Raw genomic sequence first — 15,326 nt, 5'->3', positions numbered from 1 at the left:
GTCTCATTATTTTAATGAATTTCTTAACGTAAAGGGAGACATATATGATGAAAGATTTACCAATTATTGCATTAGATTTTGAATCAAAAGAAAAAGTAAATCAATTTTTAGATTTATTTGATGAATCATTATTCGTAAAAGTAGGTATGGAACTTTTTTATCAAGAAGGTCCTCAATTAATTAATGAGATAAAAGAAAGAGGCCATGATGTATTTTTAGATTTGAAACTGCATGATATTCCTAATACAGTTGGTAAGGCGATGGAAGGACTAGCTAAATTGAATGTTGATCTGGTAAATGTTCATGCTGCTGGTGGCGTAAAAATGATGTCTGAGGCCATTAAAGGATTAAGAAAACATAATCAACATACAAAAATTATTGCTGTAACACAGCTTACGTCAACAACAGAAGACATGTTACGACACGAACAAAATATACAAACATCGATTGAAGAGGCCGTTTTAAATTATGCCAAGTTAGCAAATGCAGCTGGTTTAGATGGCGTTGTTTGTTCACCTCTTGAAAGTCGTATGTTGACTGAAAAGTTAGGTGCATCATTTTTAAAAGTAACACCAGGCATTAGACCTAAAGGGGCATCTCAAGATGACCAACACCGTATTACGACACCGGAAGAAGCAAGACAGCTTGGTTCGACGCATATTGTAGTCGGTAGACCGATTACACAAAGTGACAATCCAGTCGAAAGTTATCATAAAATTAAAGAAAGTTGGTTAGTATAATGGCTAAAGAAATTGCAAAATCATTATTAGATATTGAAGCTGTAACATTATCACCAAATGATTTATATACATGGAGTTCAGGTATTAAATCACCGATTTACTGTGATAACCGTGTTACGTTAGGTTATCCTTTAGTTCGAGGCGCAATCCGCGATGGTTTAATTAACTTAATTAAAGAACACTTTCCTGAAGTAGAAGTTATTTCTGGTACTGCAACAGCTGGTATTCCACATGCAGCTTTTATTGCTGAAAAATTAAAATTACCAATGAATTATGTTCGTTCATCAAATAAGAGTCATGGTAAGCAAAATCAAATTGAAGGTGCTAAAAGTGAAGGTAAAAAAGTAGTTGTGATAGAAGATTTAATTTCGACAGGGGGATCTTCAGTCACAGCAGTTGAAGCCTTAAAACAAGCAGGTGCAGAAGTATTAGGTGTTGTAGCTATCTTTACTTACGGTTTGAAAAAAGCAGATGATACATTTAGCAATATTCAACTACCTTTTTACACTTTAAGTGATTATAATGAATTAATTGAAGTAGCTGAAAATGAAGGTAAAATTTCTAGTGAAGATATCCAAACATTAGTTGAATGGAGAGACAACTTAGCATAATATAGACACTAGAAGGAGGAATTCAACAAATGAATGACAAAACATCTAATGATTTATATGGGAAGATAAAACATTGTAACGAATTTATCAATCATTCAAATGATTCCAATCTATCTAGTAGTCACGATGTCGACGAAAGTTCAACGAAGCAAAAACATATAAAAAATAAAACAACTATAAATCATAATGATGATTTATTTAAACATGTAAAGGATATATTACGTAAACAAGGACAAATTTAAAAACCAAAAAGCTATAGTGTTTAATATCAGGGGCTGCTTAACCGCATCCGAATATTACAAACACTATAGCTTTTATTATATAAAAAATTTATTAGCGGATAATTAACTTTATTAAAATCCAACCAATTAAGAATACGAGTAATAGGACTAATACTGGAATCACATAATGTAACATAACGTCCCTCCTTTAACTTAATTTTAATTGTAATCAAATTTGACAATAAGTCAAAACATTAATACCTATGATAAGTATCATTTATTAACATATGTATCATATTTTTAATCTTGCGTAATTTTTTATCGTTAACTATGTGATTTAATCAACAGGCCAATAAGACGTTTGTCATTCGTGCACATAACGGTACGACGCGCTTTTGTCATTTTAATTATGTTAAGATAATAGTAGTTATAGAAGTTCAATCTATAGGAGGCATAGCATGGATATTCCAAAAATCACGACATTTTTAATGTTTAATAACCAAGCTGAAGAAGCTGTTAAACTATACACAAGCTTATTTGAAGATAGTGAGATTATAACAATGGCTAAGTATGGTGAAAATGGACCTGGTGATCCTGGGACTGTACAACACTCAATATTTACATTAAATGGACAAGTATTCATGGCGATTGATGCTAATAGTGGCACAGAATTACCAATGAATCCTGCGATTTCATTATTTGTTACAGTAAAAGATACTATTGAAATGGAACGACTATTTAATGGATTAAAAGATGAAGGTGCCATTTTAATGCCAAAAACGAATATGCCCCCATACAGAGAGTTTGCTTGGGTTCAAGATAAGTTTGGAGTAAGTTTTCAATTAGCATTACCTGAGTAAAAGGATTCGTACAGCGTTGAATGATAAAGAAACACTTTTTCTTATGCATGCGTTTTACCTATGTATTCCTATTTTAAGTACACATTATCTGTGGTTGATGATAAAGAACCACTACATAATAAATGATTAGTAGTTCTTTATCATTTTAGTTTCACTCATTTTTAAAATCACAAAGATAATTTGTAACTTAAATGATGATGCGTTATTAAAAAACACGATACTTCGTTTCAATGAACGCATTAAATTAAAAATAAACACCTCGCAAAAGAAAGTAGTCCTTTCTTATGGTGAGGTGTTTATTTGTCGACAACTTGATTATGATTGTTTCATTTTTTGAATATGTTCATAATCAGGTGTAGCATACAAAGTTTTTTGATTATCATATGTTACAAACCCAGGCTTTGCACCTGATGGTTTGTGCACATTTTTAATTAACGTGTAATCAACAGGTATTTGTCCAGAATTACCAGCTTTTGAAAAATATCCTGCTAACATAGCCGCTTCCTTGATTGTCGTATCGCTTGGTGCATCATTAAATATAACGACATGTGAACCAGGAATATCTTTTGTGTGTAACCATGTGTAAGTTTTTTTAGCTTTTTTATTTGTTAAATAATCATTTTGCTTGTTATTCTTGCCAACATATATATCGTCGCCATCAGTTGATACATAATGTTGTAATTGAATCTGCTCTTTCTTTTTCTTAGTTTGATTTTTACGCTGTTTCATAAAGCCTTGTTCTGCTAATTCATCTCTAATTTCATCAATGTCATGGACAGAAATATGATGTAATTGTTGTTCGATTGTTGAAAAATAATCTATATTGTCTTTCGTCAATTGAATTTGATGTTGTAATTCACGTTCTCTCGTTTTCATACGATTATATTGTTTATAATAATATTGAGCATTTGCAGATGGGGATTTTGTAGGATTTAAAGGAATGACAACTTCTTCATTCGTATAATAATTTAATGCCGTCACTTCTTTATCGCCTTGCTTAATTCGATATATATTAGCAGTGATCAATTCACCATATAACTGTTCAGTATCTTTATTTTTAGACTGCTCATATTCTTCAATCAACTTCGCTAATTTATTTTGATATTTGTGCAACTGCTGTTGAACAAATCGAACTAAATCATTCGCACGTTGTTTAACGCGTTCACGTTCGCCACGCGCATCATAAAAACGATCAAGTAAATCATTTAATGAATCGTACGTAACTGTATCATCATTAAATTGATTTAACTTTATAAAATAGAAATCCTCTTTACCTGTTTCATGATTTTTATGAAAAATAGGAGTAGGTGGTAACTTGGTTTCTGCCATTACTTCGTCGAATGCTTCTGGTAATGTTGATGAAGTCATAAATTGACGACGATTAACGATTTCATTCGTAATTAAAGGGCTAAATCCTTCAAACTGATTCAATAATTGTTTAGCAATATTACCTGCGTTAAAATCGATATATTTCAACACCTCTGCACCTGTAATATCATACGGATTCATTTTGTGCTGAGTAGGTGGTGCTTCATAATTAAAACCTGGCATTACTGTACGATAGTGATTCGTATTTGGTGTTAAGTGTTTAAATCCTTCAATTATTTTACGATTTTCATCTACTAAAATTAAGTTACTATGTTTACCCATAATCTCAAGGATGACAGTGCGGTAAATAGTATCGCCAATTTCATCTTTACTCTTTATATCGATTTCAATGCGACGATCATTACCAATTTGCTTAATCGATTCGATAATACCACCTTCTAAGTGTTTTCTAAAAACACGCGCAAACATGGGTGGATTAAATGGATTATCATATTTTTTAGTAGTCAATTGTAATCTTGAAAAGTTTGGATGGATTGACAATAACAATTGATGGTTTTGTCTATTTTGACGTACAACCATTAGTATTGTGTCATTATCAGGTTGATTGATTTTGTGAACGCGTCCTGTTATTAAAAATTGTAGAGACTCAACCATTTTCTTTGTAAATAAGCCATCATAAGCCATAATTTATCTTCCACCTTCTTCATATCATTCGTTTCATTTTAACATGATTGTAACTTTTCGGTATAGTTATTGAATCATACATTATGCCACACATTTTACATTATCTAAAAGTTCGCAATTCAATTTATTTAATTAAAATTAATCGTGCAATATAACGATATTGTTAGACCTAATAGAAATTATGGCATGCAATTTCAAATATGCTATACAATATAAAGAACAATGTGATATCATATTTAAATAATAGAAGATTAGCTTAGAGAGGTCGTAAGGCATGGATAATGAAAAAGGATTGTTAATCGTTTTATCAGGACCATCTGGAGTAGGTAAAGGTACTGTTAGAAAACGAATATTTGAAGATCCAAGTACATCATATAAGTATTCTATTTCAATGACAACACGTCAAATGCGTGAAGGTGAAGTTGATGGCGTAGATTACTTTTTTAAAACTAGGGATGCGTTTGAAGCTTTAATTAAAGATGACCAATTTATAGAATATGCTGAATATGTAGGCAACTATTATGGTACACCAGTTCAATATGTTAAAGATACAATGGACGAAGGTCATGATGTATTTTTAGAAATTGAAGTAGAAGGTGCAAAGCAAGTTAGAAAGAAATTTCCAGATGCGTTATTTATTTTCTTAGCACCTCCAAGTTTAGATCACTTGAGAGAGCGATTAGTAGGTAGAGGAACAGAATCTGATGAGAAAATACAAAGTCGTATTAACGAAGCACGTAAAGAAGTCGAAATGATGAATTTATATGATTACGTTGTAGTTAATGATGAAGTAGAACTTGCGAAGAATAGAATTCAATGTATTGTAGAAGCTGAGCACTTAAAAAGAGAGCGCGTAGAAGCTAAGTATAGAAAAATGATTTTGGAGGCTAAAAAATAATGTTAAATCCACCATTAAACCAATTAACGTCACAAATTAAATCAAAGTATTTAATTGCAACAACTGCAGCGAAAAGAGCGCGTGAAATTGATGAACAACCTGAAACTGAATTATTAAGTGAATATCATTCATTTAAACCAGTTGGTAGAGCGTTAGAAGAAATTGCTGACGGTAAAATTCGCCCTGTTATTTCAAGCGATTATTATGGTAAAGAATAGTTTCGACCATTAAAAATATGTGAAGCAAGACGTATATCAAACACGTCAAGGCATATCCAAATCAAACGCACCTATATAGGTGTGTTTTTTTAGTTTATCCAATGATTGATGTTATAATAATACTAAATTTGTATCTATAAAAAAGTAATGAGCATTTGTGCGCATATGATGATGTAAAGCGTAAATGTCATAGTGATATTTAAGGGAGATTGAATATGAAGAAAATATTGTTAGCCGTTACAGGTGGCATTGCGGCATATAAAGCGATTGATTTGACAAGTAAGTTAACACAATCTGGGTATGAAGTTCGCGTTATGTTAACGAATCACGCACAAAAATTTGTGACACCATTAGCATTTCAAGCAATAAGTCGAAATGCTGTTTATACAGATACTTTTATAGAAGAAAATCCTTCAGAAATACAGCATATTGCATTAGGTGATTGGGCAGATGCAATCATTGTTGCACCTGCAACGGCAAATACAATTGCAAAATTGAGTGTAGGTATTGCTGATGATTTGGTGACATCAACGTTGCTAGCAACAGAGACACCGAAATTTATTGCGCCTGCTATGAATGTGCATATGTATGAAAATAAACGTACGCAGCAAAATATTAATATTTTAAAAGAAGATGGGTATCATTTTATCGAACCAGGAAGCGGATTTCTAGCATGTGGTTATGTTGCTAAAGGACGTATGGAAGAACCGCTTCAAATCGTTTCTGTTATTGATGCTCATTTTCAAAATAGTAATCGTTTAGCTAATAGTTCATTTCAAGATAAACGCGCATTGGTTACAGCCGGACCAACTATTGAAGTTATCGATCCAGTCAGATTTGTATCCAATCGTTCTTCTGGAAAAATGGGTTATGCAATAGCTGAAGCATTGCGAAATCGAGGAGCTATCGTGACATTAGTTACTGGTCCTACAACACTAGAGGATCCAAAAGATATTGAAGTTATTCATGTTCAAAGTGCTGAAGAAATGTTTGAACAAGTGACAAGCCGATTTGACGAACAAGATATTGTTGTAAAAGCAGCAGCCGTATCTGACTATACACCGGTTGATGTATTAGAACATAAGATGAAAAAGCAGGATGGTGATTTGTCAGTATCTTTTAAACGTACTAAAGACATTCTTAAATATTTAGGTGAACATAAAACATCACAGTATTTAATAGGCTTTGCAGCAGAGACTGAAGATATTGAAAATTATGCACAACAAAAATTACGCAAAAAAAATGCAGATGTGATTATTTCAAATAATGTTGGGGATATGTCTATCGGATTTAGTTCTGATGATAATGAATTGACAATGCATTTTAAAAATAATGAAAAAGTAAATATCAAGAAAGGAAAAAAAGTAGTATTAGCTGCACAAATTTTAGATGAACTAGAAACTAGGTGGCAATAATGATAGCGAAAGTCATAGTCGATGTCGCGTCGAAGAGCGTTGACTATAAATTTGATTATATAATTCCCGAACAACTCGAATCTGTCATCCAACCTGGTGTGCGTGTGATTGTACCTTTTGGACCAAGAACGATTCAAGGTTATGTAATGGAAGTAACAGCAGAACCTGATGCACAACTTGACGTTTCGAAGTTAAAAAAAATCATAGAAGTGAAAGATATACAACCAGAATTAACTTCAGAATTAATAGCTTTAAGTGAGTGGATGGGTTCAACTCATGTCATTAAACGTATTTCTATGCTAGAAGTGATGCTTCCGAGTGCTATTAAAGCGAAGTATAAAAAAGCATTTAAGATGAAAGATGACATAGAGGTACCTTCAACTTTATTACAAAAATTTGATAAGCATGGTTACTATTATTATAAAGATGCGCAAAAAAATAATGATATTCAATTGCTTATGAAGTTGTTAAAAGATGATATTGTTGAAGAAAAAACGATTCTCACACAAAATATAACTAAAAAAACCAAGCGTGCTGTTCGTGTCATTGAAGGGTATCATCCTGATGAAGTATTAGCTAAGTTGGAGAAAGTTATTAAACAATACGATTTGTATGCTTACTTGTCTGAAGAACAACATAAAACAATATTTTTAACTGATATTGAGGATATGGGCTTTTCAAAATCCAGTTTAGATGGACTTATCAAAAAAGGTTATGTTGAAAAATATGACGCGGTTGTTGAAAGAGACCCATTTAAAGATCGTGTTTTCGAACAAGAATCAAAACAGCAATTAACAGAAGACCAATTTAAAGCATATGAAGCGATTAAAGCTAAAATTGTAAGCCAAGAGCAAGAAACATTTTTACTTCATGGTGTGACGGGATCAGGTAAAACAGAAGTATATTTACAAACGATAGAAGATGTTTTAAGCCAAGGAAAACAGGCGATGATGTTAGTTCCTGAAATCGCTCTAACACCGCAAATGGTTTTACGCTTCAAACGTCGATTTGGTGATGACGTTGCTGTATTACATTCTGGCTTATCTAATGGGGAACGTTATGATGAGTGGCAAAAAATAAGGGATGGTCGTGCGAGAGTAAGTGTTGGTGCAAGGTCAAGTGTGTTCGCACCTTTCAAAAATTTAGGGTTAATCATCATTGATGAAGAACATGAATCTACATATAAGCAAGAAGATTATCCGAGATATCACGCTAGAGAAATTGCCCAATGGCGAAGTGAATATCATCACTGCCCAGTCATTTTAGGAAGTGCAACACCATGTCTTGAAAGTTATGCACGAGCTGAAAAAGGTGTTTATCATTTGCTATCATTACCAAACAGAGTGAACCAACAAGCTTTACCTGAAATTGATATCGTAGACATGCGTGAAGAATTGAGTGAAGGTAATCGGTCAATGTTTTCAAAAGATTTACGTGAAGCCATACAATTAAGATTAGATCGACAGGAACAAGTTGTTTTATTTTTAAATCGACGTGGTTATGCATCATTTATGTTATGTCGGGATTGTGGATATGTACCGCAATGCCCAAACTGTGATATTTCATTAACGTATCATAAAACGACAGACTTATTAAAATGTCACTATTGTGGTTACCAAGAGACACCACCGAATCAATGTCCAAATTGTGAGAGTGAACACATTCGACAAGTAGGTACTGGTACTCAGAAAGTTGAAGAACTATTGCAACAAGAATTTGAAGATGCGCGCATAATTAGGATGGATGTAGATACAACCTCAAAGAAAGGTGCACATGAAAAGTTATTGACTGAATTCGAAAAAGGTAACGGTGACATTTTACTAGGTACTCAGATGATTGCGAAAGGATTAGATTATCCAAACATTACTTTAGTTGGTGTGCTGAATGCAGATACAATGTTAAATTTACCTGATTTTCGGGCGAGTGAACGTACTTATCAACTATTAACGCAAGTGGCTGGTAGAGCTGGTCGTCATGAAAAGGCAGGTCAAGTCATCATTCAAACGTATAATCCAGATCATTATTCAATATTGGATGTTCAAAAAAATGATTATTTAACATTTTATCGTCAGGAAATGGAATATCGTAAATTAGGAAAGTATCCACCGTATTATTATTTGATTAATTTCACAATCTCACATAAAGAAATGAAGAAGGTTATGGAAGCATCGCAACATGTTCATAAAATTTTATTACAGCATTTAACAGAAAAAGCGCTTGTACTAGGTCCATCTCCGGCAGCACTTGCGAGAATCAACAATGAATTTAGATTCCAAATTTTAGTGAAATATAAAAGTGAACCTGGATTATTACAAGCCATTCAATTTTTAGATGACTATTACCATGAAAAATTTATAAAAGAAAAATTAGCATTGAAGATTGATATTGATCCACAGATGATGATGTAACATTACTAATTATTAGAAACAAGTTCAGTATGTACGAGTATTTGAACCAGTCTTTGAATATTTACTTTAAGGGCAGAAAAAGGGCAGAATATACAACTGTTAACCATTTAAATTAGCAGTTTATATTCTGTCTTTTTATATGGCTTTATAAATTACGTGATTTTGATTAGGAATTTATTAGTATTTTCATTTACGAATTATGATTTTAATGTAAGTGCCATACTTACTGATAAATAAAAGTACTAATGATTAAACAAACAATTTTTTAATGGCAAATTGAAATGGTGCAAATTTTACACTTATAAATTAATGGCTATAAACTATTTTATATCTATCTATGTTTTAACTACTTAAATTATTAGACAAAACAATTTTCTTAAATTATCAATTAAAGTATTTAAAAATATTGATGGTTAATGTAAAATATCAATATAAATAAGTTTTTTAAATTTATGTATGTTTATTTGATTCAAACAAAATAACTTAAGAGGAGAAAGTTTATGAAAAAGACACTGGGATGTTTACTTTTAATTATGCTTTTAGTCGTAGCAGGTTGTTCTTTTGGTGGGAATCATAAATTATCATCAAAGAAATCAGAAGAATCAAAACAAGAAACTGTAAAAAAAGAATCGGAAGAAGAGAAAGACCCAGATTTAGAGAAATTTGAAGAAATAGAGAAGAAAATGAAAGGAATTAAAGATGCGCCATCTCTAGATAAGTTGGATCCATTAATGACAGAAAAGTCGTTTACGAATAGTAAAGGGATTCAAGGATGGAAAGATTACAAAGAATTAATGGGTAAAGTGGAACTTGCAGATTATAGATTTACAAAAGATTCAAAAGGATCTTCTATAAAAGATGTTGATGCATTCTTTAAAGGTAAGAAAGGTATAAAAAGAAAAGTGATTGAAACACACGATGATGTAAAACAAGTTGATTATTGGTATGTAGATCCAGATGGAAAGAAAATTGGCAATTCAAACACACCTGTTTTTTACGCAGAAATTATGACAAAATATAAAGATGGAAAGTTAGTTTATGCATCAGTCGAACCAGGTTCTTACGTAATACATAAAGATGATGCAATTAAATATGACGATTATTCTAAGTTAAAAAAATTAAGTCAACTAACTAAACTTGATCATCCAAAACCAGTTCCATATAGCGTAGCTCAAATCAAATCTTTCGGAGTGCCTTTAACAAGCGTTTCTTTTATGACGCATGGATCAAAGGATACTAAAGATGAAGTGATGCCGGCATTGGCATATTTCACTTTTTCACCAAAAAATTATGAAGACAAGTCTAATCCAGATCCAAAAGTTTTAAATTTAGTAAGTATGGATTTTTTAAATGCATCTAGTGATTTTGGTAACGCACATTTTGTTGTTCTAAGTAAATATATTAAAGAGTACGAATCAAACTATGAAACAGCGTCAGATGATTCTTTAAAATAGTATTTACTGTGTAGAAAATAAATAGTGTACTACATTAAATAATCGCAATAATAATCCCGATAAACAATCAGCATTACTGCTTATCATATAGAGTTCGTAATAACTATAACTCTATGATTCGCAATTAATAAATGATTGTCATCGGGATTTATTTTTATCCATTTATAAAGTGACATTACCTTGTTCATCAGCAGGTTTGAAAACAGTAATCACTGCACTAATAATTGCTAAAATGTGTGGGATACCTGTCCAACAGAATATTAAGTGTAGAATACCTTGCATATTTTTGCCGGCATAAAATTTATGAATACCAAAACTACCTAAGAACAATGCTAATAAAATATAAATAACTTTGTTTACTTGCATTTCTTTCCCTCCAGTTGAATTGCTTATAATGACATTAGCTTCTCTTTTTATTATACCCACTTTTTGTTCAAACATTCTAGTTTAAGCATTCCCAATCATCTAAATTTCAGTTATTCAATCCTTACAATAAATTTAGGATTACACTTCAGTTGCATTGTATTATTTTACGTGTGAAATATACGTAATGAATCACATGACAATCTTTAAATTGAAAAATATACATTCTATGATGTAAGGTCGCATTTTTAATATATTTACGTTATAATGGTTTGATGAATTTTATTGAGGAGTAAGAGCTATGGCGATTAAAAAGTTAGTACCAGCATCGCATCCTATTTTAACGAAAAAAGCGCAAGCAGTTATAAAATTTGATGATTCGTTAAAAAGATTATTACAAGATTTAGAAGATACAATGTATGCACAAGAAGCTGCTGGCTTATGTGCACCTCAAATTAATCAGTCATTGCAAGTGGCAATCATTGATATGGAAATGGAAGGATTATTACAACTTGTTAATCCGAAAATTATAAGTCAATCAAATGAAACAATAACAGACTTAGAAGGTTCAATTACATTGCCAGATGTTTACGGCGAAGTGACAAGAAGTAAAATGATCGTTGTCGAAAGTTATGACGTCAATGGGAACAAAGTTGAACTAACTGCACATGAAGATGTAGCAAGAATGATTTTGCATATTATAGATCAAATGAACGGTATCCCTTTTACAGAACGTGCGGACCGTATTTTAACAGATAAAGAAGTGGAGGCATATTTTATAAATGACTAAAATAATATTTATGGGTACACCAGACTTTTCAACAACTGTTTTAGAAATGCTTATTGCAGAACATGATGTCATTGCAGTCGTAACGCAACCAGATCGACCTGTTGGACGTAAACGTGTTATGACACCACCACCAGTTAAAAAAGTTGCAATGAAATATGATTTACCTGTATATCAGCCTGAAAAATTAAGTGGTTCAGAAGAATTAGAACAATTGCTTCAATTAGATGTAGATTTAATTGTAACTGCTGCTTTTGGACAATTATTACCTGAATCATTGTTGGCATTACCAAAACTTGGCGCAATTAATGTGCATGCATCATTGTTACCGAAGTATAGAGGTGGTGCACCAATTCATCAGGCAATTATCGATGGTGAACAAGAAACCGGCATAACAATTATGTATATGATTAAAAAATTAGATGCGGGTAATATTATTTCGCAACAAGCAATTAAAATAGAAGAAAATGATAATGTCGGTACGATGCATGATAAATTAAGTGTATTAGGGGCAGATTTATTAAAAGAAACTTTACCATCTATTATAGAGGGCACAAATGAAAGTGTACCTCAAGATGATACGCAAGCAACATTTGCTTCCAATATTCGACGCGAAGATGAGCGAATTAGCTGGAATAAACCAGGAAGACAAGTGTTTAATCAAATTCGAGGATTATCACCATGGCCAGTTGCTTATACAACTATGGATGACACTAACTTGAAAATATACGATGCTGAACTCGTTGAGACTAATAAGATAAACGAGCCCGGAACAATTATAGAAACGACTAAAAAAGCCATTATTGTTGCTACAAATGATAATGAAGCTGTTGCAATTAAAGATATGCAATTGGCTGGGAAAAAGAGAATGTTAGCTGCCAATTATTTAAGTGGTGCGCAAAACACACTAGTAGGGAAGAAACTTATATGATAGAAAACGTGAGAAGTCTTGCTTTTGACACGATTCAAGATATATTAAATGAAGGTGCGTATAGTAACTTGCGTATCAATGAAGTGTTGTCAGAAAATGAATTAAATGTAATGGATAAAGCTTTATTTACAGAAATTGTCTACGGAACCGTTAAAAGAAAATATACGTTAGATTTTTATTTAAAGCCTTTTGTGAAAACAAAGATTAAGGCATGGGTTAGGCAATTATTATGGATGAGTATTTATCAATATGTTTATTTAGATAAAGTTCCAAATCACGCCATCATTAATGAAGCAGTTGAAATAGCAAAAGAACGCGGTGGCTATCACAACGGAAATGTCGTAAATGGCATTTTACGAACAATGATGCGTAGTGACTTACCTGATTTTAATGAAATTGCAGATCCTAAAAAAAGAATGGCAATCGAGTATAGTATGCCGAAGTGGATTATAGATCATTGGGCAACACATTATGGTCTCGAAGAAACTGAAACAATTTTACAGTCATTTTTAGAAACGACATCAACATCTGTGCGTGCCAACCTGACGCGAGCATCATTAGATGATATTATTGAAAAGTTGCAAGACGAAGGTTATGACGTTGAAAAAGATCATGACTTACCTTATTGTCTCCATATAGGAGGACAACCAATTATTCATTCTCGTTCATTTAAAGATGGATTCGTTTCAATTCAAGATAAAAGCTCAATGTTTGTTGCACACATTATGAATGTAGACCGACATGATCACGTATTAGATGCATGTAGTGCACCTGGCGGTAAGGCTTGTCACATTGCTGAAGTTTTAATGCCAGAAGGGCAAGTTGACGCTTCAGATATACATGATCACAAAATAGACTTAATTAATTTTAATATAAAAAAATTACGATTAACAAATATTAAAGCTTTTCAACATGATGCGACAAAACCTTATGATAAAACATACGATAAGATACTTGTTGATGCACCATGTAGCGGATTAGGTGTTATGAGACATAAGCCTGAGATTAAATATACTCAAAGCAAACAACATATTGAGTCACTAGTTGATTTACAGCTTGAAATATTGGAAAATGTAAAAAACAATGTAAAAATAGGTGGCGAAATCGTCTATTCAACATGTACTATAGAGCAACTAGAAAATGAAAACGTGATTTATACGTTTTTGAAAAATAATAAAAACTTCGAATTTGAACCGTTTCAACATCCGATAACTGGAGAGTTGGTCAAAACGTTACAAATCATGCCGCAAGACTTTAATTCAGATGGATTCTTTATCACTAAGATAAAAAGAAAGGACAATTAGGAATGATAACTGCTGAAAAGAAAAAGAAGAATAAATTTCTTCCAAATTTTGACAAGCAATCAATATATTCATTGCGATTTGACGAAATGCAAAACTGGCTCGTTGAACAAGGTCAACAAAAATTTCGAGCGAAACAGATTTTTGAATGGTTATATCAAAAAAGAGTAGATTCGATTGATGAAATGACGAACTTATCGAAAGACTTACGACAGCTTTTAAAAGATAACTTTACTGTTACAACTTTAACAACTGTAGTAAAACAAGAAAGTAAAGACGGTACAATTAAATTCTTATTTGAATTACAAGATGGCTATACAATTGAAACTGTTTTAATGAGACATGATTATGGAAATTCAGTATGTGTAACGACACAAGTAGGTTGTCGTATCGGATGTACGTTTTGTGCTTCTACACTTGGCGGCTTAAAAAGAAACCTTGAAGCTGGCGAAATTGTTTCACAAATTTTAACAGTTCAAAAAGCCCTTGATGCTACAGAAGAGCGCGTATCTCAAATTGTCATAATGGGTATCGGTGAACCATTTGAAAATTATGATGAAATGATGGACTTTTTAAGAATCGTCAATGATGATAACAGTTTAAATATTGGTGCACGTCACATTACAGTATCAACATCAGGTATCATTCCTAGAATATATGACTTTGCGGATGAAGATATCCAAATTAATTTTGCTGTAAGCTTACACGCCGCAAAAGATGAAGTGCGATCACGCTTGATGCCAATTAACCGTGCATATAATGTTGAGAAGTTAATCGAAGCAATTCAATATTATCAAGAAAAAACAAATCGTCGTGTTACTTTTGAATATGGTCTGTTTGGTGGTGTGAATGACCAACTAGAACATGCAAGAGAATTAGCACATTTAATAAAAGGCTTAAACTGCCATGTTAACTTAATTCCTGTCAACCATGTTCCAGAAAGAAATTATGTAAAAACGGCTAAAAATGATATCTTTAAATTTGAAAAAGAATTAAAGAGACTAGGAATTAATGCCACAATACGTCGTGAACAAGGTTCAGATATTGACGCAGCTTGTGGTCAATTAAGAGCAAAGGAACGACAAGTAGAAACGAGGTAAAGACAA

15 protein-coding genes are annotated in these 15,326 nt (G+C 32.4%); 13 read left to right on the top strand and 2 right to left on the bottom strand.

The features are described from left to right. Nucleotides 1-47: 47 nt before the first annotated feature. The 4 genes from pyrF (at nt 48) to JV528_RS11755 (ending at nt 2,432) form a co-directional block, all read left to right on the top strand. Nucleotides 48-740, top strand: coding sequence for an orotidine-5'-phosphate decarboxylase (pyrF, locus tag JV528_RS11770; RefSeq protein WP_000654063.1), 693 nt, complete (start codon nt 48-50; stop codon nt 738-740). After that, a complete protein-coding gene (pyrE, locus tag JV528_RS11765) occupies nt 740-1,351 on the top strand; it encodes an orotate phosphoribosyltransferase (RefSeq protein WP_001040248.1) in 612 nt (203 codons plus the stop codon). The genes pyrF and pyrE overlap by 1 nt, the downstream gene beginning before the upstream one ends. A 29-nt stretch (nt 1,352-1,380) precedes the next feature. Further along, a complete protein-coding gene (locus tag JV528_RS11760; protein WP_000998559.1) occupies nt 1,381-1,593 on the top strand; it encodes a hypothetical protein in 213 nt (70 codons plus the stop codon). 437 nt (nt 1,594-2,030) lie between these two features. Further along, on the top strand, nt 2,031-2,432 hold the full coding sequence (locus JV528_RS11755) for a VOC family protein (RefSeq protein WP_000354184.1): 402 nt from the start codon (nt 2,031-2,033) through the stop codon (nt 2,430-2,432). A gap of 315 nt (nt 2,433-2,747) precedes the next feature. Here the strand turns inward: JV528_RS11755 and JV528_RS11750 are convergent, their stop codons facing one another. Beyond that, entirely contained in the window at nt 2,748-4,445 is a 1,698-nt protein-coding gene (locus tag JV528_RS11750) for an Rqc2 family fibronectin-binding protein (protein WP_000312757.1), read from the bottom strand. Between the two features lie 274 nt (nt 4,446-4,719). Here JV528_RS11750 and gmk point away from each other — a divergent pair, with 274 nt between their 5' ends. The 5 genes from gmk (at nt 4,720) to JV528_RS11725 (ending at nt 10,838) form a co-directional block, all read left to right on the top strand. Beyond that, on the top strand, nt 4,720-5,343 hold the full coding sequence (gmk, locus tag JV528_RS11745) for a guanylate kinase (RefSeq protein WP_000368225.1): 624 nt from the start codon (nt 4,720-4,722) through the stop codon (nt 5,341-5,343). Continuing rightward, nucleotides 5,343-5,561: a DNA-directed RNA polymerase subunit omega gene (gene rpoZ, locus JV528_RS11740; RefSeq protein ID WP_000933956.1), complete on the top strand. Its 219-nt coding sequence runs from the start codon at nt 5,343-5,345 to the stop codon at nt 5,559-5,561. The genes gmk and rpoZ overlap by 1 nt, the downstream gene beginning before the upstream one ends. 215 nt (nt 5,562-5,776) lie before the next feature. Further along, nucleotides 5,777-6,976, top strand: coding sequence for a bifunctional phosphopantothenoylcysteine decarboxylase/phosphopantothenate--cysteine ligase CoaBC (coaBC, locus tag JV528_RS11735; protein ID WP_000722167.1), 1,200 nt, complete (start codon nt 5,777-5,779; stop codon nt 6,974-6,976). Then, a complete protein-coding gene (gene priA, locus JV528_RS11730) occupies nt 6,976-9,384 on the top strand; it encodes a primosomal protein N' (RefSeq protein ID WP_000560854.1) in 2,409 nt (802 codons plus the stop codon). Before coaBC ends, priA begins: the two co-directional genes overlap by 1 nt. Nucleotides 9,385-9,884: 500 nt before the next feature. After that, entirely contained in the window at nt 9,885-10,838 is a 954-nt protein-coding gene (locus JV528_RS11725) for a hypothetical protein (protein ID WP_000751699.1), read from the top strand. 162 nt (nt 10,839-11,000) lie between these two features. Here JV528_RS11725 and JV528_RS11720 read toward each other — a convergent pair whose 3' ends face one another. Then, nucleotides 11,001-11,204 (bottom strand): TM2 domain-containing protein, encoded by a 204-nt coding sequence (locus JV528_RS11720; protein ID WP_001198024.1) that lies wholly within the window; start codon nt 11,202-11,204, stop codon nt 11,001-11,003. 298 nt (nt 11,205-11,502) lie between these two features. On the opposite strand from JV528_RS11720, the gene JV528_RS11715 reads away from it, so the two are divergent. The 4 genes from JV528_RS11715 to rlmN are packed head-to-tail and all read left to right on the top strand — an operon-like array spanning nt 11,503 to nt 15,320. Next, complete coding sequence (locus JV528_RS11715; protein WP_000985287.1) at nt 11,503-11,991, top strand: peptide deformylase; 489 nt, start codon at nt 11,503-11,505, stop codon at nt 11,989-11,991. Further along, nucleotides 11,984-12,919: a methionyl-tRNA formyltransferase gene (gene fmt, locus JV528_RS11710; RefSeq protein ID WP_000161282.1), complete on the top strand. Its 936-nt coding sequence runs from the start codon at nt 11,984-11,986 to the stop codon at nt 12,917-12,919. The genes JV528_RS11715 and fmt overlap by 8 nt, the downstream gene beginning before the upstream one ends. Then, nucleotides 12,916-14,223 carry a 16S rRNA (cytosine(967)-C(5))-methyltransferase RsmB gene (rsmB, locus tag JV528_RS11705; RefSeq protein ID WP_000572247.1) on the top strand — a complete coding sequence of 436 codons (1,308 nt, stop codon included), beginning with the start codon at nt 12,916-12,918 and terminating at the stop codon, nt 14,221-14,223. Before fmt ends, rsmB begins: the two co-directional genes overlap by 4 nt. A 2-nt stretch (nt 14,224-14,225) precedes the next feature. Beyond that, nucleotides 14,226-15,320 (top strand): dual-specificity RNA methyltransferase RlmN, encoded by a 1,095-nt coding sequence (gene rlmN, locus JV528_RS11700; RefSeq protein ID WP_204177650.1) that lies wholly within the window; start codon nt 14,226-14,228, stop codon nt 15,318-15,320. Nucleotides 15,321-15,326 lie beyond the last annotated feature (6 nt).

It is taken from the genome of Staphylococcus sp. GDB20D11A (assembly GCF_016893255.1).
In the GTDB taxonomy this organism is placed as follows: domain Bacteria; phylum Bacillota; class Bacilli; order Staphylococcales; family Staphylococcaceae; genus Staphylococcus; species Staphylococcus aureus.
Note: the sequence above shows the minus strand (reverse complement) of the source record. Positions and strands in the feature narration are given on the sequence as shown.